This is a genomic window from Polaromonas sp. P1_G2 (genome assembly GCF_056405515.1).
Window position 1 is genome coordinate 39865 of record NZ_JBFUBY010000007.1, and the last position, 25798, is coordinate 65662.

Consider the following 25798-nt stretch of genomic DNA (forward strand, 5'->3'; position numbering starts at 1 on the left):
CCCGGTCACAAGTTCTTCAACATGTCGCGAACAGTCGCCGCAAGGTCATGCCTCGGAACCCAACCCCATGGGGCTGGTCAGGGCCCAGGTCAGCCCAAGGTCCTTCCTGGAAGATAGAAAATTCCCGCGCCGGCGGCATCGCTTACGCGCTGGCGCAGAACACGCTCGAAGTGGCTGGGGTCATGAATCTTCAGGACGGCGGCTTCGCGGGGGCTGTGGCAATCCCAGAGCCGCGATACCCAGAAGCGCAAAGCCGCGGCCCGCTCAAGGGCCGGCAGCAGGCGCTGCTCTTCAGTCACAAGCGGGCGCACCGACTGGTAGGCGGCCAGGAATGCAGCCCTTCGCACCGGGTCAATGCGTCCGTTCCCCAGATCCACGCACCAGTCGTTGAGACAGACACCGATGTCGAACAGAAAGGTGTCGCAACCCGCAAAGTAAAAATCGAGGAGGCCGCTCAGGCAGCCGCCCTCGAACATCACGTTGTCGCGAAACAGGTCGGCATGTACCGGGCCGCGTGGCAGTGCTGCGTAGTCGGGGGATGCGGCAATTCCCGTCTGGAAGTCCAGTTCGTCCAGCAGCAGCTTGCACTGGGCCTGGCCCACGTGTGGCAGCAGAGCCGGCACAGTTTCAGTCCACCACGGCAGGCCGCGCAGGTTGGGCTGGTGCCGGGAATAGTCCTTGCCGGCCAGGTGCATTCGCGCCAGCATTTCGCCCACCGCGGCGCAGTGCCGGGCGTCTGGCGACAGTTCACTCTTTCCTCGCAACCTTCCCACCACTGTCGCCGGCTTGCCCTTGAGGCGGTGCAAGATGCGGCCTTCCGCGTCTGGCGCCGGCCTGGGTACCGGAAGGCCGCGGCTGGCCAGATGCTGCATCAAGTGGAGGTAGAACGGCAGCTGTTCCCACGCCAGGCGCTCGAACAGCGTCAACACGTACTCGCCGCGATCCGTGTCCACGAAGTAGTTGGTGTTCTCAATACCGCCACTGCAGACCGCCATGGCCTGCAGATTGCCGACACCCACCCGCCGCAAGAAGGCGGCAGCCTCGTCGTAGGGCACTTCGGTGAAGACAGCCATGCTTCGATCAGGAAACGTGTGCGGCAACGAATGCCTTGACCCGTGCCGCGTCGGCCGGCAGAACCGTCACGCGCTTGGGCAGGTCTTCGATACCCTGAAACCGCGCGGGCCGGTCCGGCTCATGACCCAGGGCTTCGACGATGGTTGCCGCGAACTTGATCGGCAGCGCCGTCTCCAGCACGATCATCGGCACACCTGGCTGCACGAAGTGGCGCGCGACTTTCAGGCCGTCGGCCGTGTGGGTGTCTATGGTCAAGCCAAAGCGCCGGTGCGTGTCGCGGATCGTCATCAGGCGGTCGGCGTGCGTGCTTTTTCCGCTGAGGAAGCCGTAGTGCGCGTGGGCCTGCTCGAAGGCCGGGTCGGCACTCAGATCGAAATAGCCATTCTTCGCGAGCTCTTCGCCGAACAAGCGCTTGACCCTGCCCGCATCGCGGCCCAGCAGGTCAAAAACAAACCGCTCGAAGTTGCTGGCCTTGGAAATGTCCATCGACGGACTGGAGGTCTCATAGGTGTCGGCGCCGCCGCGCACCCGATAAACGCCGGTGCGGAAGAATTCGTCCAGCACGTCGTTCTCGTTGGTGGCGAGCACGAGCTTGTCAATGGGCAGGCCCATCATGCGCGCCACATGGCCGGCGCAGATGTTGCCGAAGTTGCCCGACGGCACGGTGAAGCTGACTTTCTTCATCCCCTCTCCCTCTGGGAGAGGGTTAGGGTGAGGGCTCGTAGACTGGAAGTAGCCGGCGAAGTAATACACCACCTGCGCCATGAGGCGCGCCCAATTGATCGAGTTGACCGTGCCAATCTTGTATTTGCGCTTGAAAGCCAGGTCGTTGGACACGGCCTTGACGATATCCTGGCAGTCGTCGAACACGCCCTCGAGCGCGAGGTTGTGGTTGTCAGCGGCGCTGCCGGTGTCGCCGGAAGTGGCACCCAGGATGTTCAGCTCCTCGCCGCGCCGGCCCAGCTCATACTCAAACAGGTTGCCCAGCAGCTGCATGGCCATGTCTTTGAAGGCCACCGTTGGGCCGTTGGAAAGGGCTTGCAGGTAGACGCCCTCCTCCAGCTGCTTGAGAGGCACGATCTCCTTTGTGCCAAAGACCTCTTCGGTATAGGTCTTGCGGCAGATTGCGCGCAGGTCCTCGGCCGGGATGTCGTCGACGTAGAGCGAGAGGACTTCAAAGGCGAGTTCCGCATACGGCAAGCCGCGCCACCTGGACAGCTGCCCGGGCGTGACCTGTGGATAGTGCTCCGGCAGGTACAAACCTCCGTCGGGCGCCAGGCCCTCCAGCAGGATTTCGCAAAAAAGTTTGCGGTCGGGGTGGCCGCGGGTGGATAAGTAGAGCATCGTGGGTTCCGTTGCTTGAAGTAGGTCCCGTTCAGCGCAGGGCCATTTGCGCGACGGCAGTGAACCAACGCACGCCGCAGGCCAGAACGTCGTCGTTGAAGTCGTACGAAGGGTGGTGCAGCGGGGCAGCATGGTCCGCGCCTCGCTGGCCGAGCCACAGGTAGGCCCCGGGCCGCTGCTGGAGCATGAAGGCAAAGTCTTCCGACGTGAAAGCCGGCGTTTCCGCCACCTGTGCTTGCAGGCCGACGCCGCGAGCCGCCTCGAGTGCGAGTTGGGCGTGCTCAGGGCTGTTGATCGTTGCCGGGTAGTAGCGCGTGTACTCGACCTCTATCGCGGTGCCGCTTGCGCGCGCGACACCCGCCGCGACGTCGCGGATCGCCTGCTCTATCGTGTCCTGCACGCCGGCGTCGAAACTGCGCACGGTGCCGGTCAGCTCCACGGCCGCCGGCAGGACGTTGTGCGACTGGCCTCCGCTGATACGCGTCACCGACAAGACGGCGTTCTGCGTGGGAGGGATTCGCCGCGACACGATGGTATGCATCTGCGCAACGAGCTGGCTCGCGGCAAGCACCACGTCGGGTGTCCGGTGCGGCTGCGCCGCGTGGCCGCCCTGGCCGCGCACGACGATGTCGAAGCGATCCGCCGCGGCCATGATAGGCCCCGGCCTTGTGGCCACCGTGCCCGCGGGCAGGTCGGGCCAGTTGTGCAGGGCGAACACGGATTCGCACGGAAAGCGGTCGAACAAACCTTGCCGCACCATCTCGCGTGCGCCTCCCCGCCCCTCTTCGGCGGGCTGGAAGATAAAGGCAATGCTGCCATCAAAGCTGCCGGCCCGCGCCAACTGCTGGGCGGCTCCCAGCAGCATGGCCGTGTGGCCGTCGTGGCCGCAGCCGTGGTGAACGCCGGGGTGGCGGCTGACGTAAGGTCGCCCGGTGTCCTCCCGCATGGGAAGCGCATCCATGTCTGCGCGCAGGCCCACCATGCGCGTCGAATCGCCCTTGCGCAGAACGCCCACCACGCCGGTCCCGCCGATTCCCTCGTGCACCTCGAGGCCGCAGTCGCGCAGCGCGGCAGCGACCACGCCGGCAGTGCGGCGCTCTTCGAACGCCAGCTCGGGGTGTGCGTGCAGGTCACGCCGCAGCGCGACCAGGGCCRGCAGCAAATCCTCTATGTGTTCGATGCCTTTGTTCATGATTTTCAATACCCCCGCGAACCGCGCCGCGCGGCAGGTGCTGAAACAGGGTCGAATCGAGAATGCCACGCGTCTCTGGGGTAAGGGGTAGCAGGCATACCAGGATGTCGGTGCCGGCCAGCATCGCCGGCAGTTCCTCCTGGCCCGCGTAGCAGGCCACGCCGTCAAGCTGGCGGCGAGTGCGGCTCCAGCCGGCGAGCTGGAAGCCGAGTGTGCGCAGCTGGCCCAGCACAGCGCATCCGAGCACGCCCAGGCCGAGGACTCCCACACGGCGCTTCGACGCGGGATAAACGCGGTGCGCGGCCCAAAGGCCCTCGCGCTGCTGCCGTATATAGGCCGGCAGGTCGCGGTGAAGCGCGAGAACCGCCATCGTGGCGTACTCCACCATACCGGCGACAACGCCGGGCTCGGCCATGCGCACCACCGGCAATTCCGGCGGCAACGTGGCGAGGTCGAACTGGTCGATTCCCGCGCCCGTGGAGAAGAAGAGCTCCAGGTTGGGAAACTGCCGCGCGATGTCCGGCGGCGGCACCCACGCGGCAAGATAGCGCACGCGGTCCGCCTGCCCGATGTCGGGCCAGATATGAAACGGGATGCCGGGTGCCCTGGCGGCGAACAGGCGTGCCCATTCCGCCCCGCGCACGGGGTCGGCCTTGTACAGGAAAGACATGCGGCTTACTCGTACACGACCCAGATCTTGCGGGTAGTTTCGATGCAGCGCCAAACACCGATGAAGTCGGGCTTCATCACGAAGGCGTCGCCGGCCTGGACCCGCACCGGCGGCTTTCCGTCCTCAGTTAGTTCCGACACGCCCGAGAGGATGTAGCAGAACTCCAGGGTGCCGCCCTTGATCGATCGGAAGGTGCCCGGTGTCGTCTCCCAGATACCGGTGAGCACCTTGTTGTCGGAAGATCGTTCGACTTCCCAACTCCTGAACTGCGGGTTGCCTTCCATGAGGCGTTCCGGCAACGGTGCCCTGTCGCGCGAGGGGCCCAGGTCGTCAAACTTGAAGAAGGTGAGATTGCTCATGAGAGGTGGTCCTTTTGTGAAGAGAGAAATTGATGGACAGGCCGCGGCGGGGAAGTCGTCAGAAAGCACCGACGGTGACTTTCGAGCCGTCGGCAAAGCGCGAGAAGCGGAAGGGTGTCGGATCGACGGGTGGCTGCTCGCCTGTGACCAGGCTCGCGGCCAGCAACCCCGTGGCGGGGCCGGTGCCGAAACCATGGCCGCTGAACCCGGCTGCGAGTACGAAGCCCTTGACGGCATCGACCGGTGAAATGACCGGCACGCCGTCCGGCGTGCTGTCGATGTAGGAAGCCCAGGCCTGGTCCACCGCCACGTCCTTCAAGGCGGGGTACAGGTTCTGGAAGCAGCCGAGCAGGTTGAGGATGGCCCGCGGATCCGGCGCGGGATCAAGGACGCGGATCTGCTCGAACGGCGACACCTCGTCGAAGCGCCAGTTGCCCAGCGCTTCGGGGCCGCGGAAGAAGGAGCGGCCAATGCCGAACTCCACGGCCTTGATGCGCTTCATGAACATCGGCATGAATTCGCGTGCATAGCGCAGCCCCTGCGGTGTGATTTCGAGTTTCGCCTTGCCGCTGATCGCCAGGTTGTAGCCGCCTCCCAGGCGGCGCGTCAGCGAGCACTCCGGCGCGGAGAGCGCCGCCGGCAGGCCCTCGATGGGGCGGGTGCGCAGGACGCTCGCGCGCACGCTCGCCTGCGGGAAGGAGATGCCGTGCCGGCGGCAGAAAGCGGACGCCCAGGCGCCACCGGAACACACGACGGCGCTGGTCTTGATCAGGCCGCGTTCCGTGATCACGCCGCTCACGGTGCCATTGGTGATGTCAAGGCCGCGGGCCGCGCAATCCTGGTGGACGGTCGCGCCCAGCGCCCGTGCGCCTTCGGCAATGCCCGGCGCGGCAAGGGCGGGCTCGGCCGTGCCGTCGYCCATCGAATGCACGCCTCCCAGCCACCGGCGGTTGCCGCTGCCTTTCWTGACGCTCGCGGCCTCAGCTGCGCCGAGCATGCGGGTGCGAACGCCGCCGGGTCGTCCGACCTGTTGGCCCCACGCCTCCCAGGTGGAGAGTTGCTGCGGCTTGTCGGTGGCGTAGTACAGGCCGCAGCGGCGGAAACCGAGGTCCCGCCCGATGTCGCGCGAGAGTTCCTCCCAGAGCCGCAGCGCCAGCGTGGCGAGCGGCAGGTCGCGCGCGTCGCGGTTCTGCTGGCGGCACCAGCCCCAGTTGCGGCTGGACTGCTCCYCGCCGATGTAGCCTTTTTCGAGAAGCGCGACCGAGAGGCCGCGCCTGGCCAGGAAATAGGCCGTGGAAACGCCGACAATGCCGCCGCCGATCACCACGGCATCGGCTCGTTCGGGCAGCTTGTCGTCGCTGCGTATGCGAAGAATGGGTGGAGACATAAGTTCTGTTTTAGATATCGTCCCGGATGCACGCGGTCGCATGATCCCGGTCGACGAACCTGAGTTCGGGAACCCCGTTGGCGCACGCCGACTGGGCGTGTGGGCAGCGCGTACGGAACGCGCAGCCGGAGGGCGGAGACAAGGGGCTGGGAATGTCGCCCTTGAGCAGTTCGCGCGGGCGCCGCTGCCGCGGATCAAGGTTAGGCACGGCGGCCATCAGGGCGCGCGTATAGGGGTGCCGCGGGTTTTTCAGCAAGGATTCGGCGTCGGCGATCTCCACCAGGCGGCCCAGGTACATCACGGCGATGCGGTCCGAAATATGGCCCACCACCGCAAGGTCGTGGCTGATAAACAGCATCGTCAGGCCGAGGCGCTGCTTCAGCTCAAGCAGCAGGTTGATCACCTGGGCCTGCACGGACACGTCGAGGGACGACACCGGTTCGTCGGCCACCAGCAGTTGCGGATCGGTCATGAGCGCGCGGGCGATGCCGACCCGCTGGCGCTGCCCGCCCGAGAACTCGTGCGGATAGCGCGAGCGGTGCGCCGGGTTCAGCCCGACCGTCTTCAGCACGGCGTCGATGCGGTCCCGGCGCTCCTGCAAGCTCAGCTCGGGCATGTGGATTTCCAGCGGCGCCGAGAGCAGTTCCTCGACCGTGTGTTTCGGGTTCAGSGACGAGWACGGGTCCTGGAACACCATCTGCATCGCACGCCGCAGCGGCCGCATCTGGCGCCGCGTGAGGCCCACCAGGGGCTCTCCGTCGAAGTGCACCTCCCCAGCGGTAGGCGGGTCCAGGTTCAGGATGGCGCGGCCGACCGTGCTTTTGCCCGAGCCGCTTTCGCCCACAAGGCTCAGGACCTCGCCCCGGCGAATCTCGAAACTAACGCCGTCGACCGCCTTGACGTTCTGCGCCGCCTTGCCGAGCCAGCCGCCACCCAGCGGGTACCACTTGCGCAATCCCTCGACTTGCAACAAGGGGGGAGTAAGGGACGTAAGGGACGTAAGGGACGTAAGAGGAGCAAGGGGAGTAAGAGGAGTAAGAGGAGTAAGAGGTTTTTGCTGCATCACACGGCTCCTTCAATTTCCGGCCAACGGACGCATCGCACCAGATGGCCCGGCTGTGCGTTCTCCAGGACCGGCACTGCGGCATCGCAGCGGCCCGGCTCGAAATGGCCGCAGCGTGGCCCGAAGGTGCAGCCGGGCGGGTGCGCGGCGGGATCGGGCACGTTCCCCGGAATCGCGAACAGCGGGGTTTTTCGGGCACGGTTCGAATGCAAGCGCGGCACCGAGTGGATCAGGCCGCGGCTGTAGGGATGCCGCGGCTGCGTGAACAGCTCCACAACATCGGCCTGCTCGACGATGCGGCCCGCATACATCACCATCACACGGTCGGCAATCTCGGCGACGGTGCCCAGGTTGTGCGTGATGTAGATCATGGCCATCTTGGTCTCGGACTGCAGCTTTTCCAGCAACTCGAGGATCTGCGCCTGGATGGTGACATCGAGCGCGGTGGTCGGCTCGTCGGCGATCAGCAGCGAAGGTTCACACGCAATCGCCATGGCGATCATCACGCGCTGCCGCATGCCGCCGGACAGTTCGTGCGGGTAGTTGGTCAAGCGGCGTTTCGGGTCCGAGATGCCGACCTGGTTCAAGAGTTCGGCGGCACGGTCCGTGGCGGCACGCGCGCTCATCCCCAGATGGATCCGCAAGCTCTCGCAGATCTGCGCGCCGACGGTGTGCACCGGATTCAGCGAGGTCATCGGCTCCTGGAAGATCACCGAGGCGACCCCTCCCCGCACCCGCCGCATCACGCGCTCGGGCGTTCCGACCAGTTCATACGAGTTGCCATCGCGAGCCATCAGGCGCGCGGAACCGGTGATGGTGCAATACGGCGCGGGCGGCGTGAGGCCGAGCAGGCCCAGGCAGGTCACGCTCTTGCCGGAACTGGTTTCCCCCACCAGCGCCAGTGTCTCGCCGCGGCGCACCGAGAAGCTGACGTCGCGCACGGCGTGCACCGTTCCGGCTGCCGTGCGAAAGGCGACGTTCAGGTCGCGTACATCCAGGATGTTCTCCGCTTGCGCGTCGGCTTGGGCAGCAGGGGTGTGGATGGGTTCGTAAAGATTCATGTCCATCACCTCAACGATCCAGTTTGGCGTCCAGCGCATCGCGCAGGCCGTCACCAATGAAATTGAAGCTGGTGACCGTGAGCGTGATGGCCAGCCCCGGCACGATGGCGAGCCAGGGCGCGTTGGTCAGGTAGCTTTGCGCGTTCTCCAGCATGTTTCCCCAGCTCGGTGTCGGCGGCTGGATGCCGAAGCCCAGGAAACTGATGTAGGACTCGGCCAGGATGGCGTGCGCGATGTTCAGCGTTGCGGCGACCACGATGGGCGCGACGGCATTAGGCAAGAGCTCGCGGAACATGATGCGGCTGTCGCTGGCGCCCAGCGATTCTGCGGCGAGCGCGAAATCGCGTTCGCGCAGCGACCGTATCTGCCCTTCCACCACGCGCGCCACCTCCATCCAGCTCGCCAGGGCGATCAGCAACACAATGGATCAGCCAGGGGCCCACGAAGCTGAAGAGCGTCATGAACAGCACGACGCCCACGCCCAAAAGCGCAGCCCGGTGGCGCAAAAAACGCCTCAAAGCCGGATAGCGCTCGGCGAGCGTGCGGCGCGGCAGAACCAGCGACGCGGTCTGGACGGTGCTCATTTCGACGCTCCTTTGATGCGCGGGTCCGCGACAGAGTAGAGAAGGTCCGCGAGCAGGCTGCCCAGCAGGACCATGCACGCCGTGAACATCAACATCCCCATCACCACGGGGTAGTCGCGGTTGCTGACGCTGTCGAGGAACAGCCGGCCCATGCCCGGCCAGGTGAAGACGGTTTCCGTCACCAGCGCGCCGCTCAACAACGTGGACACGTGCAGGCCGGTGATCGTGATCATCGGCAGCAGCGCGTTGCGCAGCGCGTGGTGCAGCAGGATCCGCATGGCCGGCACGCCCTTGGACTTGGCGGTGCGGATGTAATCCTGGTTCACCACGTCAAGCATCGAAGAACGCATGTAGCGGCTCCACACCGCCGTGGACACCAGCGCCAGCACGATGCAAGGCAGCAGCAGATGCTGCAGCCTGTCGACGAAGGAGCCGTCTCCGATGTTCTCGCGGTTGCCTGCCGGAAGCCAGCCCAGGTTCACCGAGAACACATAGATGACGGCCAGGCCGAACCAGAAGGTGGGGATCGACAGGGCGACCATCGCCCCCACCGTGGCCAGGTGGTCGAAGAACGAGTAGCGCCGCACCGCTCCCAGGATGCCGATCATGCCGCCGATGAACATCGCAAGCAGCGTCGAGCTCACCATGAGTTCGAGCGTCGGCCCGATGTGCATGCCGATCTTCTTGAGCACCGGCAACTGGTCGCGATAGGAGCTTCCCCAGTCGCCGGTGACCAGGCTTGCCGCCCAGTCCAGGTACTGGATCGGCAGCGGCCGGTTCAAGCCGTACTGGGCCATCAGGCGATCGACGTCTTCCTGGCCGAGATTACCGGTGGCCACGAATTGCGCCAGCGGCCCCCCCGGTGCGAGATGCAGGATCGCGAAGGCGATCATCGAGACCAGCACGAGCAGCAGCAGCGACTGCAGCAAGCGGCGCAGGAGATAGCGTCCCATGATGCGTCAGGCCGTCCAGCGCCAGCCGGCCGCGTTCCAGGTATTCGTCCGCGCGTTCACGTTGTTCACGTAGCCCGTCAGTCCGGCCTTCGTGCCCTCGATGAACACCTCGCCGAAGATCGGCAGGAATGGCAGGTCGTCGTTGATGAGCTCCTGGACCTTGGCGTAGATTTCCTTGCGCTTGACGATGTTGTATTCCTGGCGCCCCCGGGCGAGCAGCGTATCCACCCCGCCGTTTTTGTACTGGCTCACGTTCGCACCCGATCCACTCTGCTTCGGAATACGGCCGGAGCCGAAGCGGTTGGTGACATCCGGGTCCGAGGCGATGGTGTAGGTCGTCCCGGTCATCAGGCTGTCGAACTCGGAGTTCCTCCAGAAGTCGGCCCACAGCACCGCAGCCACCAGGTTCTTGATCAACATCTCGACGCCGATCTTCTTGAAATCATCGGCGATGAGCTGCTGCGTCTGCGCCCGCAGGGAGTTGCCGGTGGTCGTGGAGTTGGTGAAGGACAGCCGCACGCCGTTCTTGACACGGATGCCATCCGGACCCCGCACCCAGCCGGCCTGGTCCAGCATCGCACCGGCCTTTTTCAGGTCGTACTCGGGCTTCGGCAGGTTGGGGTTGGCGGCCCAGTGCGTCGGGGTCATGTAGTTGTTCGCTGGCTTGGGTACGCCGTAATACACAAGATCGCAAATCGACTGCCGGTCGATCGCGATGTTCAGCGCCTTGCGCACCGCCTTGTCCGCGAGAACAGGATGCGCAAGGTTGAGCGTCAGGTTCTCTACCCCGGCGCGAGGCACGGCTTGAACGCGGCGGCCGCCCAAGGCAATCGCCTCCTTGTAGAAGTTGGCGGGGATGCCTTGCAGGCCGATGTAGTCGATCTCCCCGGTCTTGAACTGGGTGTACATCGCGTTCAGGTCCGGCACGTACTTGAAGATGAGCCGGTTCWGGGACGGCCCCTTGCCGAAGTAGTTCGGGCTGGCTTCGAGGATCATGTGGTCGCCGGTCTTGCGGCTGACGAAGCGGAACGGCCCGGTGCCGACGGGCGCGACGGCGAATTTCGATGAGTTCGGATCCGCATCCTGGGAAAGAACGTGCGCGGGGACGATGAAAGTCCAGCTCAGCACAGACGCAAGCGGAGCGTGCGGCTCCTTCAGTTTCCAGGTGACCACCTGGTTGCTTTCGACAGCCACGGACGTGATGAGCTCGAAGCCGCCGCGGCTGGCGGCGCGAAAGCCCGGGTTCTTCATCAGGTTGATCGAATACCTGATGTCCTCGGCCGTCATCGGCTTGCCGTCATGCCATTTCACGTCGTTGCGCAACTCGACACGCCAGGTCAGGCCGTCGGCCGAAATGCCGCCGTTCTCGACGGTGGGCACCGCCTTCGCCAGCACCGGAACGAACTTGCCCTCCGCGTCCAACATCCACAGCGGGCTGAAGAGGTTCCACCAGACGCCCTGGTCCACCTCGTTGGCGGCCATCAGCGGATGCAGGACGGTCACTTCCTGGGCGAAGCCGAGGATGGCCTGGCCCGTCGGCTTCGCGGCTGGCGTGGAGGCATGGGCACTCTCCGCCACACCCAGGGAAGCCAGGGCAAAGCTTGCCGCCCCGGCAAATACGGCGTCGCGCCGCGTCAGTTTGCCCATGAGGGCATCGCCAGTGTTGTGGGTCTGTTTCATGTGGGTACCTTTCAGTTCGCTGTTCAGTTCGCTATCGTGGTGGTCGTTCATGGTTTTCTCCTGGGGGGGGCTACGGGATTGCTGGGTGGATGGATGGGCAGGGGGAGGCCTAGAATTCCGCGACCTTGCCCCACGCGGAGCTGCTGAATCGGCCGGGCCGAAAGGGTGTGGGATCCACGATCGGTTCGGCGCCGGTGGCCAGGTCCGCAATCAGATGACCTGCGCCGGGGCCGATGCCAAAGCCGTGTCCTGAAAAGCCGGCGGCCAGAATGAATCCCGGCATGCCCGGCACTTCACCAATGCCGGGAACACCGTCCGGTGTGCTGTCAACGAAGCCGGCCCAGGCGTGCGTGATCTTTGCGCCCTGAAGTTGGGGCAGCAGTTCGACGGCGCGGCGATGCGTCTCTTTGATCGTGCTCAGGCAGGGCTTCGGATCAAGGATGCGCATCCGCTCCATGGGCGTCGGCGCATCGAGCCGCCACCGCCTCAGCGTTTCGTGGCCACCCCGAATGCCTTGCAGGCCCCCCGGCAGAAGGCTGCGCCAGCGCTTGGCGAACATCGGCACGAATTGCGGAGCGAAGCGCATGAACTGCGGCGTAATGTCCACGCGCGCCCGGCCGCTGATGGCCAGTGCGTAGCGCCCGTCGCCGCGGCGCGTGGCCGACACGCCCTGCATCACCAGGGCATCGGGCAAATGGTGCGCCACGGGGGACACGCTGAGGATGGATTGGCGGATAGACGCTTGCGGGAAACGGATGCCCAGCTGGCGGCAGAACGCGGATGCCCACGCGCCGCCGGCGAGCACGGCCGTCCTGGTCTTGATGACGCCGGCTTCCGTGATGACACCGCTGACGCGCCCGCCTTCCGTCTCGATGCCGCGGGCGGCACAACTCTGGTGGACGCTGCCGCCGAGCTTCATGAGCGCAGCCGCCACGGCCGGCGCGGCCTTGGCCCTGGTCCCAGAGTTCGAGGCTCTTGGTGGCCATGGGCAGCTCACGTTCATCGCGGTTCTGCTGGCGGCACCAGCCCCAGTTGCGACTGGACTGCTCGGCGCCGATGCGGCCCTTTTCGACCAGGGCGACCGAAACGCCGCGCTGTGCCAGGTAGTAGGCGGCAAAGACACCGACGATGCCGCCGCCGATCACGACGACGTCAGCGGAGGCCGGCAGCTTGGGGGAGGTGTTGAGGTGGACCAAGGGAGGGGACATGATGGATTTCGCTCGCCCGTTCAAGCCTGGACGGCCTGCACCACAAAGAACTTCGCCACGCGATCGCTGCTTTCCCATCCGACCGAGACGCCTTTCGGCACGAAAAGCGCATCGCCGGTGTCTGCCGACAGCACGCTGCCGTCGGGTGCGGCAAATCGCACGCTGCCGGCCACGAGGTGCATGAACTCGTTCTGGCGATGCGGACGGACGATGCGGTGGTAGGGGGTTGAATCCCAGGTACCCGCGCGGTACTCCACGCTTTCCTCAGTAAAGACGTTGTCGCTGCGGCATTCCGGGGCTGGGCCCAGCAGCGCCTCCGGCGGCAGCGTTGCGGACGGCTTGAAGTCGGCGTCGACGCGCAAGGGGACAAGGCTTTGTTTCGTCGGCTTGTCGCAAGCGGCCGCGCAAAACGAAAACTGCACGCGGGATGCGGCGTGGATGCGAAGCGCGGTGCCGCATCCGATGACGGCACCCGCTTGGGGGCCGAGCACCAGCGGGGCCGCTCCGGCCGCCGTCAGCGTCAGCTCTCCTTCGGACACCACGATGGTTTCGATGTGGGGATAACTTGCGACTTGGAACTCACCAATGAAGCTGGTTCGGCCCACGGCTATCGCGTCGGGTCCTTCCCAGGCGATTTCGCGATTTCGCGCAAAGGGATCATCCTTGCCGAACGCCGCCCGGCGAAAAGAGGTTGAAACGGATGCGCCGTTGGCACGGTGCAGCATTAAGGCCACTGTCATGATTGCTCCTGCGCATTGCGCGATGGTTTCACTGTCGTACTGGGCATCGAGGCGTCCTGAAAACCCAGGATCGCCTTGGTCTCCAGGTACTCCTCAAGGCCCTCGATGCCGTATTCGCGGCCGTTGCCCGAGCGCTTGTAGCCGCCAAAGGGGGCATGGGGGCTCCAGGCCGGGTAGTTGATGTGCACCTGCCCCGAGCGGATGCGCGCCGCAACCGCCCGCGCCCCAGCGAGGTCCTGGCCCTGCACATGCGCGCCCAGGCCGTAGACCGTGTCGTTGGCGATCTCCACCGCCTCGTCCACGCTGTCGTAGGCAATGATCACCAGCACCGGCCCGAAGATCTCTTCCTGCGCGATCTGCATTTGGGAGTTCACGCCCGAGAAGATGGTCGGGCGGCAGTAAAAGCCGCGCTCCAGGCCCTCAGGCCGGCCGGGGCCGCCACACACCAGGCGCGCACCCTCGGCGACTCAACTTCCTCAAGGCGCTCGCGCGGCACGATCATGCGGGTCGGCGCACTGCACGATTGGCCGACATTGCGAAAGGCTGCTGCCACGCCAGCCGGCACGGCACGCGCCAGGTCCGCGTCCGGCAGGATCACGTTGGGTGATTTGCCGCCGAGCTCCTGGGCCACGCGTTTCACGGTCGGGGCCGCCGCCTGGGCGACGAGCACGCCGGCCCGGGTTGAACCGGTGATCGAGATCATGTCCACGTCCGGATGCGCCGACAGCGCGGCGCCGACCTCCGGCCCATTGCCGTTCACCAGGTTGAACACGCCCGGCGGCATGCCGGCGTCGTGCACCACCTCGGCAAACAGCAGGGCGCTCAAGGGAGACAGCTCGCTGGGCTTGAGGACAACGGTGCATCCGGCTGCCAGGGCGGGGCCGACCTTGGCGGTGATCTGGTACAGCGGCCAGTTCCAGGGGGTGATCAGGCCGCACACGCCAATGGCTTCGCGCAGGATGGCCACCTCCCCGCGGTGGGTGAGGAAGGGATAGCCGGCCAGGTTGTCACGGGCCACGCGGATGTGCTCGGCCGCGACCGGCACCTGGGTGCTGCGCGCAAAGCCGATGGCGGCGCCCATCTCCAGCGAGATCGCCTGGGCGAAGAGTTCTGCGCGTTCGAGGATCAGGGCGTGGATGCGGCCGAGCAGCAAGGCCCGGCCTTCGGCGGAACTGGTGGACCAGGTGGCAAAGGCGGAGCGGGCTGCGGCCACAGCTGTTGCGACGTCCTCGGCGCTTCCCAAGGCGATTTGCGCGATGGGTTCCTCGGTCGACGGGTTGATGACGCTGGCCCGGGCTTGCCCTGCGGGCAGGACCCACTCGCCGTCTATGAACAGGCGATCCAGGCGGCCGGCGGCTTTGAGACGTTCGACGATCACGCCCACATGCACTGGGGCCAGGGGCGCGGGCAATTGTGTGGTCATGGTCAGGGGCCTCGGGTTGGTGAGAGTCATCGGAATGACTTGATGTCCCGGAGTATCGGAATGCCGATTCATGCGGTCAAATATAAGTTTTGGCTATATTCATACAATATTGATATGTACTGATCGGGTAGGCCAAAAGGATGCGGGTAACCCCTGATGGGAGTCCGTCGACTGGGGGGCTGGCATATCAAATCGGAATGAATGGCATGGGAATTTTTATTGGACTGCATGAGCCTGCATACCGATACTCGACCGCATGACATCCGCCTCCACCACCCTCACAGTCAAGCACTCCGAAGCCGCCGCCACAACCGATGCCACCCGCCTGCGCCCATTCGAGCCAGGCGACCTGCCGGCCGCGCACGCCTTATCCAGCACCTTCAATTGGCCGCATCGGATCGAGGACTGGCAATTTGCGTTGTCGCTGGGGCAAGGCGTGGCCGCCGAACGCGGCGGGAAAGTATTGGGCACCGCGCTGTCCTGGCAATTTGGGAACTACGCCACCATCGGCTTGGTGATCGTCGCGCCCGAGCTGCAGGGCCAGCGCATCGGCAATCGCATGATGGAGACCTTGCTAGATCAGCTGTCCCCACGAGACGTGCTGCTGCACGCGACCGTGGCAGGCCGCGGCCTGTATGAGCGCCTGGGATTCGTCTCTACAGGCGAAATCGACCAGCACCAGGGCGTGCTTGCGGCCGTGCCGGCGCTGGCGGTACGTGAGGGGGACCGCCTGCGGCCGCTGGCGGATGCCGACGTCGAATTCCTGATCGCGATGGACGCCCGTGGCGCGGGCATGCCGCGCGGCGAATTGCTTCGCCGCTTGTTCGCCCAGGAAAGGACGGTTGTTCTAGAGCGCGGCGGCCAAGCCGCCGGCTTCGCCGTACTTCGCCGCTTTGGCCGCGGGCATCTCGTCGGGCCGGTGGCGGCGCCGGATTTCGATGCCGCACGCGTGTTGATCTCCGATTGCTGCCGTCACATCGAGGGTTTTGTGCGCGTCGACGTATACGCCATGAGCGGTTTGTCGGCCTGGCTGGAGAGCCTGGGGCTGCCGCGCGTCGGCGGCGGGACCATCATGGTCCGTGGCCGCGTGCCGGGGCGGGGGCCTGCCCAGGGCGGCTGGGCCCTGGTCACCCAGGCGATCGGCTGACCTTCTTGCTCTTGCGGGCGGTGTTTTCSGGGCCGCCCACCACAATGCGCACAGCCTCGAGGAAATCCGCGACGAGCGCCTGCGCCGGCTGCTGGGGGGCGCGCACCACGTGGCAGTTGAAGTGGATGGCCGGCTCGAACTCCAGCGCATGCACGCCCGTGAGCGCCAGCTCGCTGAGCATCGCCGGATCCACGATGCTGACGCCCAGGCCCCGCGCCACCATCGCGCAGGCCGCCGTCGCCAGCGAAGTTTCGATCTCCAGCCTGCGCACCTCGGGATTGAAGACTTTGTCGATGGCCGCGCGCATCACGTCCGGGGACGCAAACGATATGAAGGACTCGCCGGCCAGATCCGCAGGACCGACCTTGCGCTTGCGCCCCAGCCGGTGCCCCCGCGGCACGACGCACACGGCACGCTCCGAATACACGAGCTCGGTGTCGACCTCCTGCGGCAGCGCGACGTAGCCGACCAGGCCGAGCTCGTAATAGCCGGACGACACCCACTTGCAGATCGTCGCGGAGTCGGCCGTGTGAACCACGACCGGCACGCGCGGGCGCAGTCCGCGAAAAACCTGCAGGATGCGCGGCACCGGACTGATGCTGATGCTGGGTGATACGGCGATTCGCAAGCCTTCGACGCCCAGCGTGCGAATGCGGTCCGCCGCCGCACCGATGGACTGCAGTCCCACGTAAACGCGGTCTACCTCTTTTAGCAGCGCTTGCGCTTCAGGCGTGGGGACCACGCGCTGCCCGACACGTTCGAACAGATTCAGTTGCGTCTCGCGCTGCAGCAGCGCAATGGCCCGGCTGACGTTCGGCTGCGACGTGTGCAGCTGCGCAGCGGCAAGCGTCATCGAGCCTGTGTGCATGACGGCGCGAAAGCACTCGATCTGGCGGTAATTCATGTCGGCCTTGTATTAATAACGGCGAAACATGTATTTAACTGCATAAATCCGCAGTCCGATACCGCGGGCGCGCGATCAGCGCCTGGCGGGAGCCAGGCTAAGCCGTCGTCGTTGCCAGCAACACTTCTGACGCCTCCCCGTCCAAAGCCACCGCACAATGCTCAACACCATGCGGCACGACGATGAACTCCCCCGGCTCCACAATCTCTTCACGGTCGYGAAACCTCATGAGCAGGCGTCCACGATGGACAAAGAACAGTTCATCGCCGTGCTGCCGAAATGACCAGGGAGAGCTTCCCTCGAACTTCGCAACCCTGAATTTCAGGTTATTCACCTGGCCCCCGGCTTTGCCGGCAGACGCAGTTGACAGGTTCTTCTTGCGAATCGGCGAAAGGTGTTTGTTCAGGACAGCGACGTCGCGAATGATGGCGCTGAGCTGGCTCGGCACGTCCTTCCCGCTGGCCGGGTATTTGCCGTCCAAAGCGGCGGTCCCGATCGTAAAACCCGCCGCGCCGGCATTCTGGACGACGGCAATACGTTCAGGGGTATCGATCGAACCCGCCATGAAGACAGGTTTGGAGACTGCCGCGCAAACGGCCTTCATCAACTCGGGCACGTTTTCCGCCGAGCGGTAGGCCAGCAGGTCCAGGCCATGCACGCCGTCTCTGGCTGTGATCGCCTTGGCACTTTCAACAATTTCCTCAATGCTGCCTTCCAGCACGCTGGGGTGGCCGGTGATCCGGCCGGCGAACGGGAAGTATTGGATGCCCGTGCCCTTGAGGATCGGCAACACGTCGTCGACGCGCGTGCCACCCAGAAGAACGTCAACACCGATTTCGGCGGCCGCCTTTGCCGACACAATTTCGCTTTCGCGGTCCAGCGACACGACTTCCAGATAGGAGGTTGCCCCGCCCGCCTTGATGGCCGCATTGAGGCCCTTCAGCTGCTCGATTGGCAAGCCGATGTCCTTGAATCCCATGTGCCGCACGCCGAGGCTGAGCGCAGTCTGAAGTTGCTGTGACGCGTCCGGAACCGTGCGGTCGTTGCGCGTAAGCATGAAGATGAAACGTAGGCCCATGATGGTGCTTCCTTTGAATTAGTTCGTCTTGGTTTGCGAGGCGACGAGGCGCTTTGCATAGGCAAGCGCTGTTTCCAGGCTTGCATGGTCCGCGACACCCTTGCCCGCGATGTCGAATGCCGTGCCGTGATCCGGGCTGGTGCGCACGAAGGGCAGGCCCAGCGTGATGTTCACGCCTTTTTCCAGCCCGAGGTACTTCACGGGAATCAACCCCTGGTCGTGGTACTGGGCCACGACAACGTCGAATCGGCCCTGGCGCGCCTGCATGAAAACCGTATCGCCCGGATAGGGGCCGGTGGCATCGATGCCCTCGGCGCGGGCCGCGTCGATTGCCGGCCGGATGATCCTGATCTCCTCGTCCCCGAAGAGGCCCCCTTCACCCGCGTGCGGGTTAAGGCCTGCCACGGCGACACGCGGGGCCGCGAAGCCGAGCGCCTTCCCACCCTCGTGCGCAAGCCGGATGGCGGACATCTGGGCGTCGAAATCGCCTTGTTCTATCGCTTTACGCAGCGACGTGTGGATGGTGACAAGCACCGTGCGGATGTCGTCGTTCGCAAGCATCATCGCCACGCGCTTCGCGCCGCCGTAGTCGGCCAGGATTTCCGTATGGCCGGGGTAGCGGATTCCCGCGCTGGCCATGGCCTCCTTGTTGATTGGCGCCGTGACGACGCCGCTCACTTCGCCGGACTTCGCCGCCGCGATGGCCGCAACGATGGCATCGAAGGCGGCCTGCCCGGAGATCGCGCTGATCTGCCCGATGGGCGGCGGCTCGGTGATGCGGGTGGCCTCGATGACTTCAATGACCCGCGGCTGGAACCGGGCCGCATCGGGCGTTTTGATGCGCCGCACCTCGATGTCCAGCCCGAGCCTGCGCACGGCGTCCTGCATGACGACATGGCTGCCGAACACGACGACGCGTTCGCCGCCCTTCGCCAGTACCTTCGCCACGATCTCCGGCCCGATGCCGGATGCGTCGCCCATGGTCAGGGCCAGCGGGGGGGAAATATTCTTCACAGTGAATCCGTTCATTAAGGTTGGGTTGCGCCACGTATCCGCGCGACGGCGCGCTGCAGGGCGTCATCGCCGCCAAAGCCGCCGGCCTTCATGGCGAGCAGGAGCGAGCGCCCATCGCCAAGCCTGGCGCGGCCCAGCGGGAATCCGGGATCAAGTTCTTGCAGGATCTCGAACTCACGGACATTGAGAAGGTCCAGGATGGCTTCCATCGTGTCACCGCCGGTGGCGACCAGCGCGCCGAAGCGCGGGTCTTGAAGCTGCCCCGCCGCGTCTTGCGCAATACGGCGCAGCAGCGCGGCCGGGTCCTGCTCGCGCGTCCTGGGTCCGCGCAGCAACTTGACGCCGCCGGCCTGCTGGAGCTGGTCGGCCTGTAGGTGGCTGCGCAGGTTCGCGCTCCCGATGACGACCAGGACATCGTTGCTGATGCCATCGATCGACGGCGCCGGGGCCTTCGCCGGCGCAAAACGCCGCGACAGCGCCGCGGCCATCCCGGGAGAGCCAACCCAGAGGACCGACTCCGGCTCCTCGATGGAAGCAATCTGCGAGTCGAGTTCTTCCTGCGTCAGCGCATCGAGCAGCGTGACATTCGTGATGCGCTTCGGGATCAGGTCGGCCAGCGCGGAATGCCGCGCGGGATGCACCGGGTCATGGCCATAAGAACTCTCGGAGACCGGTATGCCGTCAACGAACTGGATGCCGCCCACCGTCGTCCGCCCGGCCTGGGGGAAGGCCGGTGCAAACACCATGGATTTGCGGCCGCTCGCCGCAAAGCATGCTTCAAGCTCCTCCGTGATGTGACCGCGCAGCGTGGAGTCCACCGTTTTGTWGAGCAGGTCCCAGCCGGCAAGCTGGCCGGTCAATCGGGCGACCCGCTCGAATGCCTGCAATGAGGTCGCGGACCGCGAAGCGCTGTCGACGGCCACCACCCCGGCCGCCTGGCGCGGAAGCTGGCCCCGTCCGATAGCTGCCGTCAGGCCGCGGGCAACGAAAGGTGCCGCGCCATCCGCCGCGCTGGTCAGGTCGTCGGCGAGGATCGCCATGCTGGGCTGGCTGGATGGGTAACTGGTGCACATGCATCAATTATCAAAACCTCATCAAGCTATGAAAAGCGATAGTTTCTGAGGGATACCGGTGATATATTGTCACCAATGGATCGTTCAGACATTCCCTCGCTCGACGACCTGCGGGCATTCGAAGCCACAGCGCGGCTGGGCTCGGTCCGGCTGGCGGCGGACTCGCTGGCGCTCACGCACGGCGCCGTCAGCCGCCGCATCACCAAACTCGCCAATGACATCGGGGTCAGCTTGTTTGAAAAGAATGGGCGAGGCCTGCGGCTCACGCCGGCCGGGGAGACCCTCAACCTCACCCTCGGCAGGTTCTTCGGTGAGTTGGGCGCCACCGTGCAAAGCCTGCGTGCCACCCGCGCCGGGAAGACCGCCCTTGTTCTCTCTTGCGAGCCTTCGGTTGCCGCGCGGTGGCTCATTCCACGCTTGGGCGCTTTCCAAACGGCGCATCCGGGCATTGCCCTGCACCTCTCCGTGGGTGGGGGGCTTGTGGACTTTCGCAAGAACCAGGTGGATCTGGCGATTCGACGGCTGGATTTCGCCGTGCCCGAGGCATGGAACGTCCGGCCTCTTTTCGCCGAAAGGGTCGGGCCGGTGATGAGGCCGGAATGGGTGCCGAGCTTCGAACGCGGCGACTATCTCGCGCTCGGGTCGAAGACCCGGCCCGATGCATGGGCGCAATGGCTGAAGACCCATCCGTCGGCGCGCCGGCCCACGGAGATCCGCTACTACGACCATCACTCCCTGATCGTCGAAGCCGCGGCTGCGGGCCTGGGTGTCGCCCTGAGCCCGCTGGTGCTCGCCGTTGACGACGTGGAACGGGGAAGCCTGGCGGCGCCCGCCGGCTTTGACCCGGATGGCAGCCAGTATGGCTTGATATGGCAGGGGACTGGTGAACTGCAAGGCGTGGAGTTTGAACTCGCCGAGTGGCTGCTGGCACAGTTCAGCCGCCTGAGCCCCGCAGCGAACGCTGCGCCGGCACGGCGCCCGAAAGCCGGGGCCAAGCAAAGTTCCGGCAAGCCCCCGGATTGAAACGGATTCCACTTGCATCGCATGTGAATGCGGCATTTCGGAAGGCGGGGAATTCATAGACTCATATCCACCCCAACAGCGTGGATCCTTCTATGACATTCAAACCCAGATTCATCAGCTTCGACTGCTACGGCACGCTCATCAACTTCGAGATGGGTCCGACCGCAAACAAGTTGTTCAAAGACCGCGTTCCGGCCAGCCGGATGCCGGCCTTCCTGGACAGCTTTCGGGCCTATCGCCTCGACGAGGTGCTGGGTGAGTGGAAGCCCTTCTTCGAGGTTGTGGAGAATTCGATCCGCCGGGCCTGCAAGGCGCACGGCATAGCCTGCCAGCCGTCGGACGCCACCGCGCTGTACGACGCCATTCCCAGCTGGCAACCGCACCCGAACGTCGTCGAGGTCCTGGAGGCGATCGCGCCGCACGTGCCGCTGGTGATCCTCTCGAATTCGATGGTCGATTTGATCCCGGCCAGCGTCGCCCACCTGAAGGCGAAGTTCCACGCGGTCTACACCGCCGAGGAAGCGCGCGCCTACAAGCCACGCTTCCAGGCCTTTGAATACATGTTCGACCAGCTTGGGTGCGCGCCTGACCAGATGATGCACGTCTCGTCGAGCTTTCGCTATGACCTGATGACGGCCTCCGACCTGGGCTTCATGGCCAAGGCCTTCATAGACCGCGGGCATGAGCCGGCTTCCGACGCCTACGGTGTCAGCCGCCTGACCGACGTCCGCCAGCTTCCCGGCCTGCTCGGCCTATGACCGAACTGAGCACCACCGTGCCGGCCCTCGCGCCGGCGGCAGTGGAGGCCCTGGTCCGCCGCCTCTACGGCATCGAGGCTTGCACCCGGCCATTGGCGGGCGAGCGTGACCAGAACTGCCTGGTGGAGGCGGCCGACGGCTCTCGCTACGTCCTCAAGATCAGCAACCCGTCCGAGTCCCCCGCGGTCGTCGATTTCCAGATCGCGGCGCTCGACCACATCGCCCGCATGTCACCGGAGCAGCCGGTGCCGCGCGTCGTACGGACACTGGCAGGACACACGCACGATACGGTCGCGCTCGCCGGGGGCGTCCAGACACGCGTGCGCATGCTGAGCTACCTGGACGGCATCCAGATCCGTGAGACCGTGCGCACCGCCGCACAACGGCGCGCCATGGGCGCCGGACTCGCCGGCTTGAACCGCGCGCTGCACGGCTTCGCGCATCCGGGCGCGGCGCACGACCTGCTGTGGAACGTCGCCACGGCGCACCGGCTGGGCGCACAGCTCGACAGCCTCGTGAACGGCAAGCAGCGCGCACTGGCCCAGGCCTTCATGGCGCGCTTCACGACGCATGTACTGCCGCGCCTGGCATCGCTGCGGTCCCAGGTGATCCACAACGACTACCACCTCTACAACGTGCTGGTCGCCCCCGGCGACGAATCGCGCATCGTAGGCATCATCGACTTCGGCGACATGGTGCACGCACCGCTGGTCGGCGAGGTGGCCACGGCCGCCGCCTTCCACATGGCCGGCAACGCCGATCCTTTCGAGGGACCGGCCCAGTTCGTGGCCGCCTATCACGCGGTGCTGCCACTGACCGGCGCCGAACAGGAAGTCCTTGCCGACCTCCTGGCCACGCGCCATCTCATCACGGCGCTGATCTCGGAATGGCGCGCCGCGCGCTACCCCGAGAACCGCGCCTACATCATGCGGCACAACCCCGCGGCGTGGGAAGGCCTGGCCCAGATGGCCGATCTTTCCCGCGACACCGCACGCGACCGGCTGCTGGCCGGCGTACACGTACACACACAAACAGGAGCCACCCCATGAAAAGCACCACCGACCTCAACATGGTCAATGCCTATATCCCCGGCCGCGCCGACGTGGGCCCGGCCACCGAGCAAATGATCGCGCGCCGCGACGCCCTGCTCGGTCCGGCCTACCGCCTGATGTATGAACGGCCGCTGCATATCGTGCGCGGCGAAGGCGCCTGGCTCATCGACCCCGAGGGACGCCGCTACCTCGACGCCTACAACAACGTCACCTCGCTCGGGCATTGCCATCCGGCAGTGACCGAGGCGATCTGCCGGCAGGTGCAGACGCTGGCGACCAACACGCGCTATCTGCACGACACGATTCTCGAACTGGCCGAGCGCCTGCTCGCGAGCGTGCCCGGGACCGACCTGGCCCACCTGATGCTGACCTGCACCGGCAGCGAGGCCAACGACCTCGCCTATCGCATCGCGAAGGTCCGCACCGGCGGCACCGGCATGATCGTGACCGACACCGCCTACCACGGCATCACCGACGCCGTGGCCAAATTTTCGCCCTCGCTGGGCCTGAGCGTCGATCTCGGCGCGCATGTGCGCCTGGTGCCGGCGCCGCGCCAGTACCACGCCGGGGGAGCCGACCTGTCCGAACGCTTCACCCGTGACGTCGAGGCGGCCATCGCCGACCTGCGGCGCCACGGCATCCAGCCGGCCGCGCTGATTGTCGATTCGCTGTTCACCAGCGACGGCATACTCCCCGGACCGCAAGGCTTCCTGAAGGGCGCGGTCGACGCGATCAAGCGGGCAGGCGGCCTCTTCATTGCCGACGAAGTGCAACCCGGCTTCGGCCGGACTGGCGAACACCTTTGGGGTTTCCAGCGCCATGACGTGGTGCCCGACATCGTCACCATGGGCAAACCGATGGGCAACGGCCAGCCGATCGCGGGTCTCCTGGCGACGGCCGACGTGCTGGCCGAATTCGGCAAGAGTTCGCGCTACTTCAACACCTTCGCGGGCAACACCGTCTCCTGCGCGGCGGCACTGGCGGTACTGGACACGATAGAGCGGGACGGGCTGGTGCAGCACGCCGCCAAGGTAGGAAAGGTTCTTCACGACGGCATCGCAGCCCTTGCAGCACGCCACGAGGCTATCGGTGACGTGCGCGGTGCCGGCCTGTTTGTCGGGGTCGAACTGGTCTCCGACCGGGCATCGCGGGCGCCGGACCGCGGCCTGACGAGCCAGGTGGTCAACCGGATGCGCGACAAGGGCGTGCTGATCAGCGCCTGCGCGATGGGGCACAACGTGCTCAAGATACGTCCGCCCCTGGTGCTGTCGGCGGAGCAGGCCGGCCTCGTCATCCAGGCGCTCGACGAATCCCTCATCGAAGCGCGCACCGCCGGCACGCACTAGTCGCATTCGGCATCCGGCGCTACCATCCAGGCATGACCCCAGCAGTGTCCCTGGACCGCTTCGACCTCAAGATCCTCGCGCACCTCGAGCGCGAGGGTCGCTGCTCGAACGTCGAGCTGGCCGACGCCGTCGGCCTGAGCCAGAGCCCGTGCCTGGTACGGACGAAGCGGCTGCAGGAAATCGGCGTGATTCGAGGTTATGGCGCTGACATCGCGCTGGAGAAGCTGGGCAATTGTGTGGTGGTTTTTTCCGAGGTGACGATCAGCAGCCACCGGCCTCCCGATTTCCGCAAGTTCGAACAGGCCGTGGACCGGCACGGCGAAATCGTGGAGTGGTACAACGTCAGCGGCGGTTACGACTACCTGCTGAAAATCGTGGCGCCGAACGTCACCCATTTCCAGGCGCTGATGGAGAGCCTGCTACAGGAAGACATCGGGATCGGGAAGTTCACGAGCCGGATTGTTTTGCGCCAGTCATCAGGCAAACGCACCCATCCGCTGCATCTCATCGCGGCGCAGCTGGATCGGGCCTGAGCCCCAGCGCCAGCCTGACGCCCGCAGCCGCCATCAAGCCTGCGGCCCAGAAGACACCCGCCGCGCCGATCAGCGAACCCGCCGCGCCGGACAGCATGGGTATGCCCACGCTGGACGCGTTGATCACGATCACGCGCATGGCCACCGCTTCGCCGTAGCGATGCTGGGGCGCCAGCTGGTGCAGCAGGCTCATGACCATGGGCTGCACGCTGCCCAGGGTGAAGCCCAGCAGCACGGAGCACAGGCCCATGGCCAGCGGCGCGTGCATCAGCGGATAGAGGCCGAACAGGACGGCCGTGGCGGCCATCGCGCCGACAAGGATCGCCCATTCGCGCAGCTGTGCCGCCACCAGCGGCGTCAGCAGCCGGACGGCGGCGGCGGCGATGCCGAAGGCGCCCAGGATGCTGCCGATCACCGAGGCGGAGAAGCCGCGCTCGTGGCCGAGCACCGGCACCAGGAAGGTGTGCACGTCCCAGCACGACGACAGCAGGCAGGTGACGATGAGGAGCCGGCGCAGGCCCGCGTCGCGCCACAGGTCCCAGGCGCCGCCCCGGCGCTGGGCCGCATCGGGCGGCACGGACACGCGATCCGCCGCGCCGCGAACCGACAGCCAGCCCAGCAGCGGCAGCACGGCAATCGCCACGAAAGCCGCGCGAAACCCGGCGCTGTCTATCATGACGCCAGCCAGCACCGGTCCCAAAACATTGGACAAGGCCAGGCCGATCGCCAGCCATGAAAACGACTTCCGGAGTGCGGCCGGGTCAGCCGCGATGCGCGCGGTATGGCGCTGGACCGCAATGATGGCGACACCGCCCGCGCCGCCCGTGAGCACGGCGCTGGCACACAGCACGGGGAACACCGGCCACGCGGCCGCCATCGCGCAGCCGGCCACGGCCGCCACAGCCGATCCCATGATCGGCCGCTTGAGCCCATGGCGCTCGCAGTAGCGGCCCGCGGGCAGCGCGAGGAAGACCTGGGCCAGGGCGAACAGCGCGATCAGGAATCCCACCGCTGCCTCGCCGTGGCCCAGGCGCAGCGCCTGCAGTGGCGCGGCCATGCGTGTGCCGGTCACGCAGGCGTTGAGGAAGAGCTGGGCCAGCACCAGCCGGGCCAGCTCGCCGCCCAGGCCGGG

22 protein-coding genes and 4 pseudogenes are annotated in these 25798 nt (G+C 65.8%); 6 read left to right on the top strand and 20 right to left on the bottom strand.

The genetic code is table 11. From position 1 onward, the window contains the following. Positions 1-89 precede the first annotated feature (89 nt). The 15 genes and pseudogenes from AC1D0P_RS01780 to AC1D0P_RS01850 all read right to left on the bottom strand — a co-directional run bounded on the left by AC1D0P_RS01780 (position 90) and on the right by AC1D0P_RS01850 (position 14738). The gene (locus tag AC1D0P_RS01780; protein ID WP_477675106.1) at positions 90-1073 is read right to left on the bottom strand and encodes a homoserine kinase; all 984 of its coding nucleotides are present in this window, start codon (positions 1071-1073) and stop codon (positions 90-92) included. Positions 1074-1080: 7 nt separating this feature from the next. Further along, complete coding sequence (locus AC1D0P_RS01785; RefSeq protein ID WP_477675107.1) at positions 1081-2418, bottom strand: threonine synthase; 1338 nt, start codon at positions 2416-2418, stop codon at positions 1081-1083. Positions 2419-2449: 31 nt separating this feature from the next. Continuing rightward, positions 2450-3610 carry a M20 aminoacylase family protein gene (locus AC1D0P_RS01790; protein WP_477675151.1) on the bottom strand — a complete coding sequence of 387 codons (1161 nt, stop codon included), beginning with the start codon at positions 3608-3610 and terminating at the stop codon, positions 2450-2452. Between the two features lie 22 nt (positions 3611-3632). Continuing rightward, positions 3633-4280: pseudogene (locus AC1D0P_RS01795) on the bottom strand (NAD(P)-dependent oxidoreductase); the annotation flags it as partial. Between the two features lie 5 nt (positions 4281-4285). After that, complete coding sequence (locus AC1D0P_RS01800; RefSeq protein WP_477675108.1) at positions 4286-4639, bottom strand: cupin domain-containing protein; 354 nt, start codon at positions 4637-4639, stop codon at positions 4286-4288. 58 nt (positions 4640-4697) lie between these two features. Beyond that, positions 4698-6026 (bottom strand): NAD(P)/FAD-dependent oxidoreductase, encoded by a 1329-nt coding sequence (locus tag AC1D0P_RS01805; protein ID WP_477675109.1) that lies wholly within the window; start codon positions 6024-6026, stop codon positions 4698-4700. 10 nt (positions 6027-6036) lie between these two features. Continuing rightward, entirely contained in the window at positions 6037-6999 is a 963-nt protein-coding gene (locus tag AC1D0P_RS01810; protein WP_477675110.1) for an ABC transporter ATP-binding protein, read from the bottom strand. Between the two features lie 89 nt (positions 7000-7088). Beyond that, positions 7089-8150, bottom strand: a complete 1062-nt coding sequence (locus AC1D0P_RS01815; protein WP_477675111.1) for an ABC transporter ATP-binding protein — start codon at positions 8148-8150, stop codon at positions 7089-7091. 10 nt (positions 8151-8160) lie between these two features. Beyond that, positions 8161-8571, bottom strand: coding sequence for an ABC transporter permease (locus AC1D0P_RS01820; protein WP_477675112.1), 411 nt, complete (start codon positions 8569-8571; stop codon positions 8161-8163). Between the two features lie 19 nt (positions 8572-8590). Then, positions 8591-8734 (bottom strand): annotated as a pseudogene (locus AC1D0P_RS01825) (hypothetical protein); the annotation flags it as partial. Continuing rightward, positions 8731-9687, bottom strand: coding sequence for an ABC transporter permease (locus AC1D0P_RS01830; protein WP_477675113.1), 957 nt, complete (start codon positions 9685-9687; stop codon positions 8731-8733). The gene AC1D0P_RS01830 and the pseudogene AC1D0P_RS01825, both read right to left, overlap by 4 nt. 6 nt (positions 9688-9693) lie before the next feature. Next, entirely contained in the window at positions 9694-11418 is a 1725-nt protein-coding gene (locus AC1D0P_RS01835; RefSeq protein ID WP_477675114.1) for a peptide ABC transporter substrate-binding protein, read from the bottom strand. A 58-nt stretch (positions 11419-11476) separates the two neighbouring features. Continuing rightward, a pseudogene (locus AC1D0P_RS01840) lies at positions 11477-12575 on the bottom strand (NAD(P)/FAD-dependent oxidoreductase). Between the two features lie 20 nt (positions 12576-12595). Then, entirely contained in the window at positions 12596-13315 is a 720-nt protein-coding gene (locus AC1D0P_RS01845; protein ID WP_477675115.1) for a cupin domain-containing protein, read from the bottom strand. Then, a pseudogene (locus AC1D0P_RS01850) lies at positions 13312-14738 on the bottom strand (aldehyde dehydrogenase family protein). The gene AC1D0P_RS01845 and the pseudogene AC1D0P_RS01850 overlap by 4 nt, the downstream one beginning before the upstream one ends. A 256-nt stretch (positions 14739-14994) precedes the next feature. Here AC1D0P_RS01850 and AC1D0P_RS01855 point away from each other — a divergent pair. Beyond that, positions 14995-15885: a GNAT family N-acetyltransferase gene (locus AC1D0P_RS01855; RefSeq protein WP_477675116.1), complete on the top strand. Its 891-nt coding sequence runs from the start codon at positions 14995-14997 to the stop codon at positions 15883-15885. Here the strand turns inward: AC1D0P_RS01855 and AC1D0P_RS01860 are convergent. The 4 genes from AC1D0P_RS01860 to AC1D0P_RS01875 form a co-directional block, all read right to left on the bottom strand. Continuing rightward, a complete protein-coding gene (locus tag AC1D0P_RS01860) occupies positions 15866-16789 on the bottom strand; it encodes a LysR substrate-binding domain-containing protein (RefSeq protein WP_477675117.1) in 924 nt (307 codons plus the stop codon). The two genes, AC1D0P_RS01855 and AC1D0P_RS01860, sit on opposite strands and share 20 nt — an antisense overlap. 97 nt (positions 16790-16886) lie before the next feature. Further along, a complete protein-coding gene (locus tag AC1D0P_RS01865; RefSeq protein ID WP_477675118.1) occupies positions 16887-17867 on the bottom strand; it encodes a cupin domain-containing protein in 981 nt (326 codons plus the stop codon). Positions 17868-17885: 18 nt separating this feature from the next. Beyond that, complete coding sequence (pdxA, locus tag AC1D0P_RS01870) at positions 17886-18896, bottom strand: 4-hydroxythreonine-4-phosphate dehydrogenase PdxA (RefSeq protein WP_477675119.1); 1011 nt, start codon at positions 18894-18896, stop codon at positions 17886-17888. After that, positions 18896-19921 carry a four-carbon acid sugar kinase family protein gene (locus AC1D0P_RS01875; protein WP_477675120.1) on the bottom strand — a complete coding sequence of 342 codons (1026 nt, stop codon included), beginning with the start codon at positions 19919-19921 and terminating at the stop codon, positions 18896-18898. The genes pdxA and AC1D0P_RS01875 overlap by 1 nt, the downstream gene beginning before the upstream one ends. Before the next feature lie 108 nt (positions 19922-20029). Here AC1D0P_RS01875 and AC1D0P_RS01880 point away from each other — a divergent pair, with 108 nt between their 5' ends. The 5 genes from AC1D0P_RS01880 to AC1D0P_RS01900 all read left to right on the top strand — a co-directional run bounded on the left by AC1D0P_RS01880 (position 20030) and on the right by AC1D0P_RS01900 (position 24666). After that, positions 20030-20977 (top strand): LysR substrate-binding domain-containing protein, encoded by a 948-nt coding sequence (locus AC1D0P_RS01880; RefSeq protein WP_477675121.1) that lies wholly within the window; start codon positions 20030-20032, stop codon positions 20975-20977. A gap of 92 nt (positions 20978-21069) precedes the next feature. Then, on the top strand, positions 21070-21735 hold the full coding sequence (locus AC1D0P_RS01885) for a haloacid dehalogenase type II (protein ID WP_477675122.1): 666 nt from the start codon (positions 21070-21072) through the stop codon (positions 21733-21735). Next, entirely contained in the window at positions 21732-22784 is a 1053-nt protein-coding gene (locus AC1D0P_RS01890; protein ID WP_477675123.1) for a phosphotransferase, read from the top strand. The genes AC1D0P_RS01885 and AC1D0P_RS01890 overlap by 4 nt, the downstream gene beginning before the upstream one ends. Then, positions 22781-24133 (top strand): aspartate aminotransferase family protein, encoded by a 1353-nt coding sequence (locus tag AC1D0P_RS01895; RefSeq protein ID WP_477675124.1) that lies wholly within the window; start codon positions 22781-22783, stop codon positions 24131-24133. The genes AC1D0P_RS01890 and AC1D0P_RS01895 overlap by 4 nt, the downstream gene beginning before the upstream one ends. 32 nt (positions 24134-24165) lie before the next feature. Beyond that, the gene (locus AC1D0P_RS01900; protein ID WP_477675125.1) at positions 24166-24666 is read left to right on the top strand and encodes an Lrp/AsnC family transcriptional regulator; all 501 of its coding nucleotides are present in this window, start codon (positions 24166-24168) and stop codon (positions 24664-24666) included. On the opposite strand, the gene AC1D0P_RS01905 is transcribed toward AC1D0P_RS01900, so the two are convergent. Further along, positions 24638-25792: an MFS transporter gene (locus tag AC1D0P_RS01905; RefSeq protein ID WP_477675152.1), complete on the bottom strand. Its 1155-nt coding sequence runs from the start codon at positions 25790-25792 to the stop codon at positions 24638-24640. The genes AC1D0P_RS01900 and AC1D0P_RS01905 overlap by 29 nt on opposite strands. Between the last annotated feature and the right edge of the window lie 6 nt (positions 25793-25798).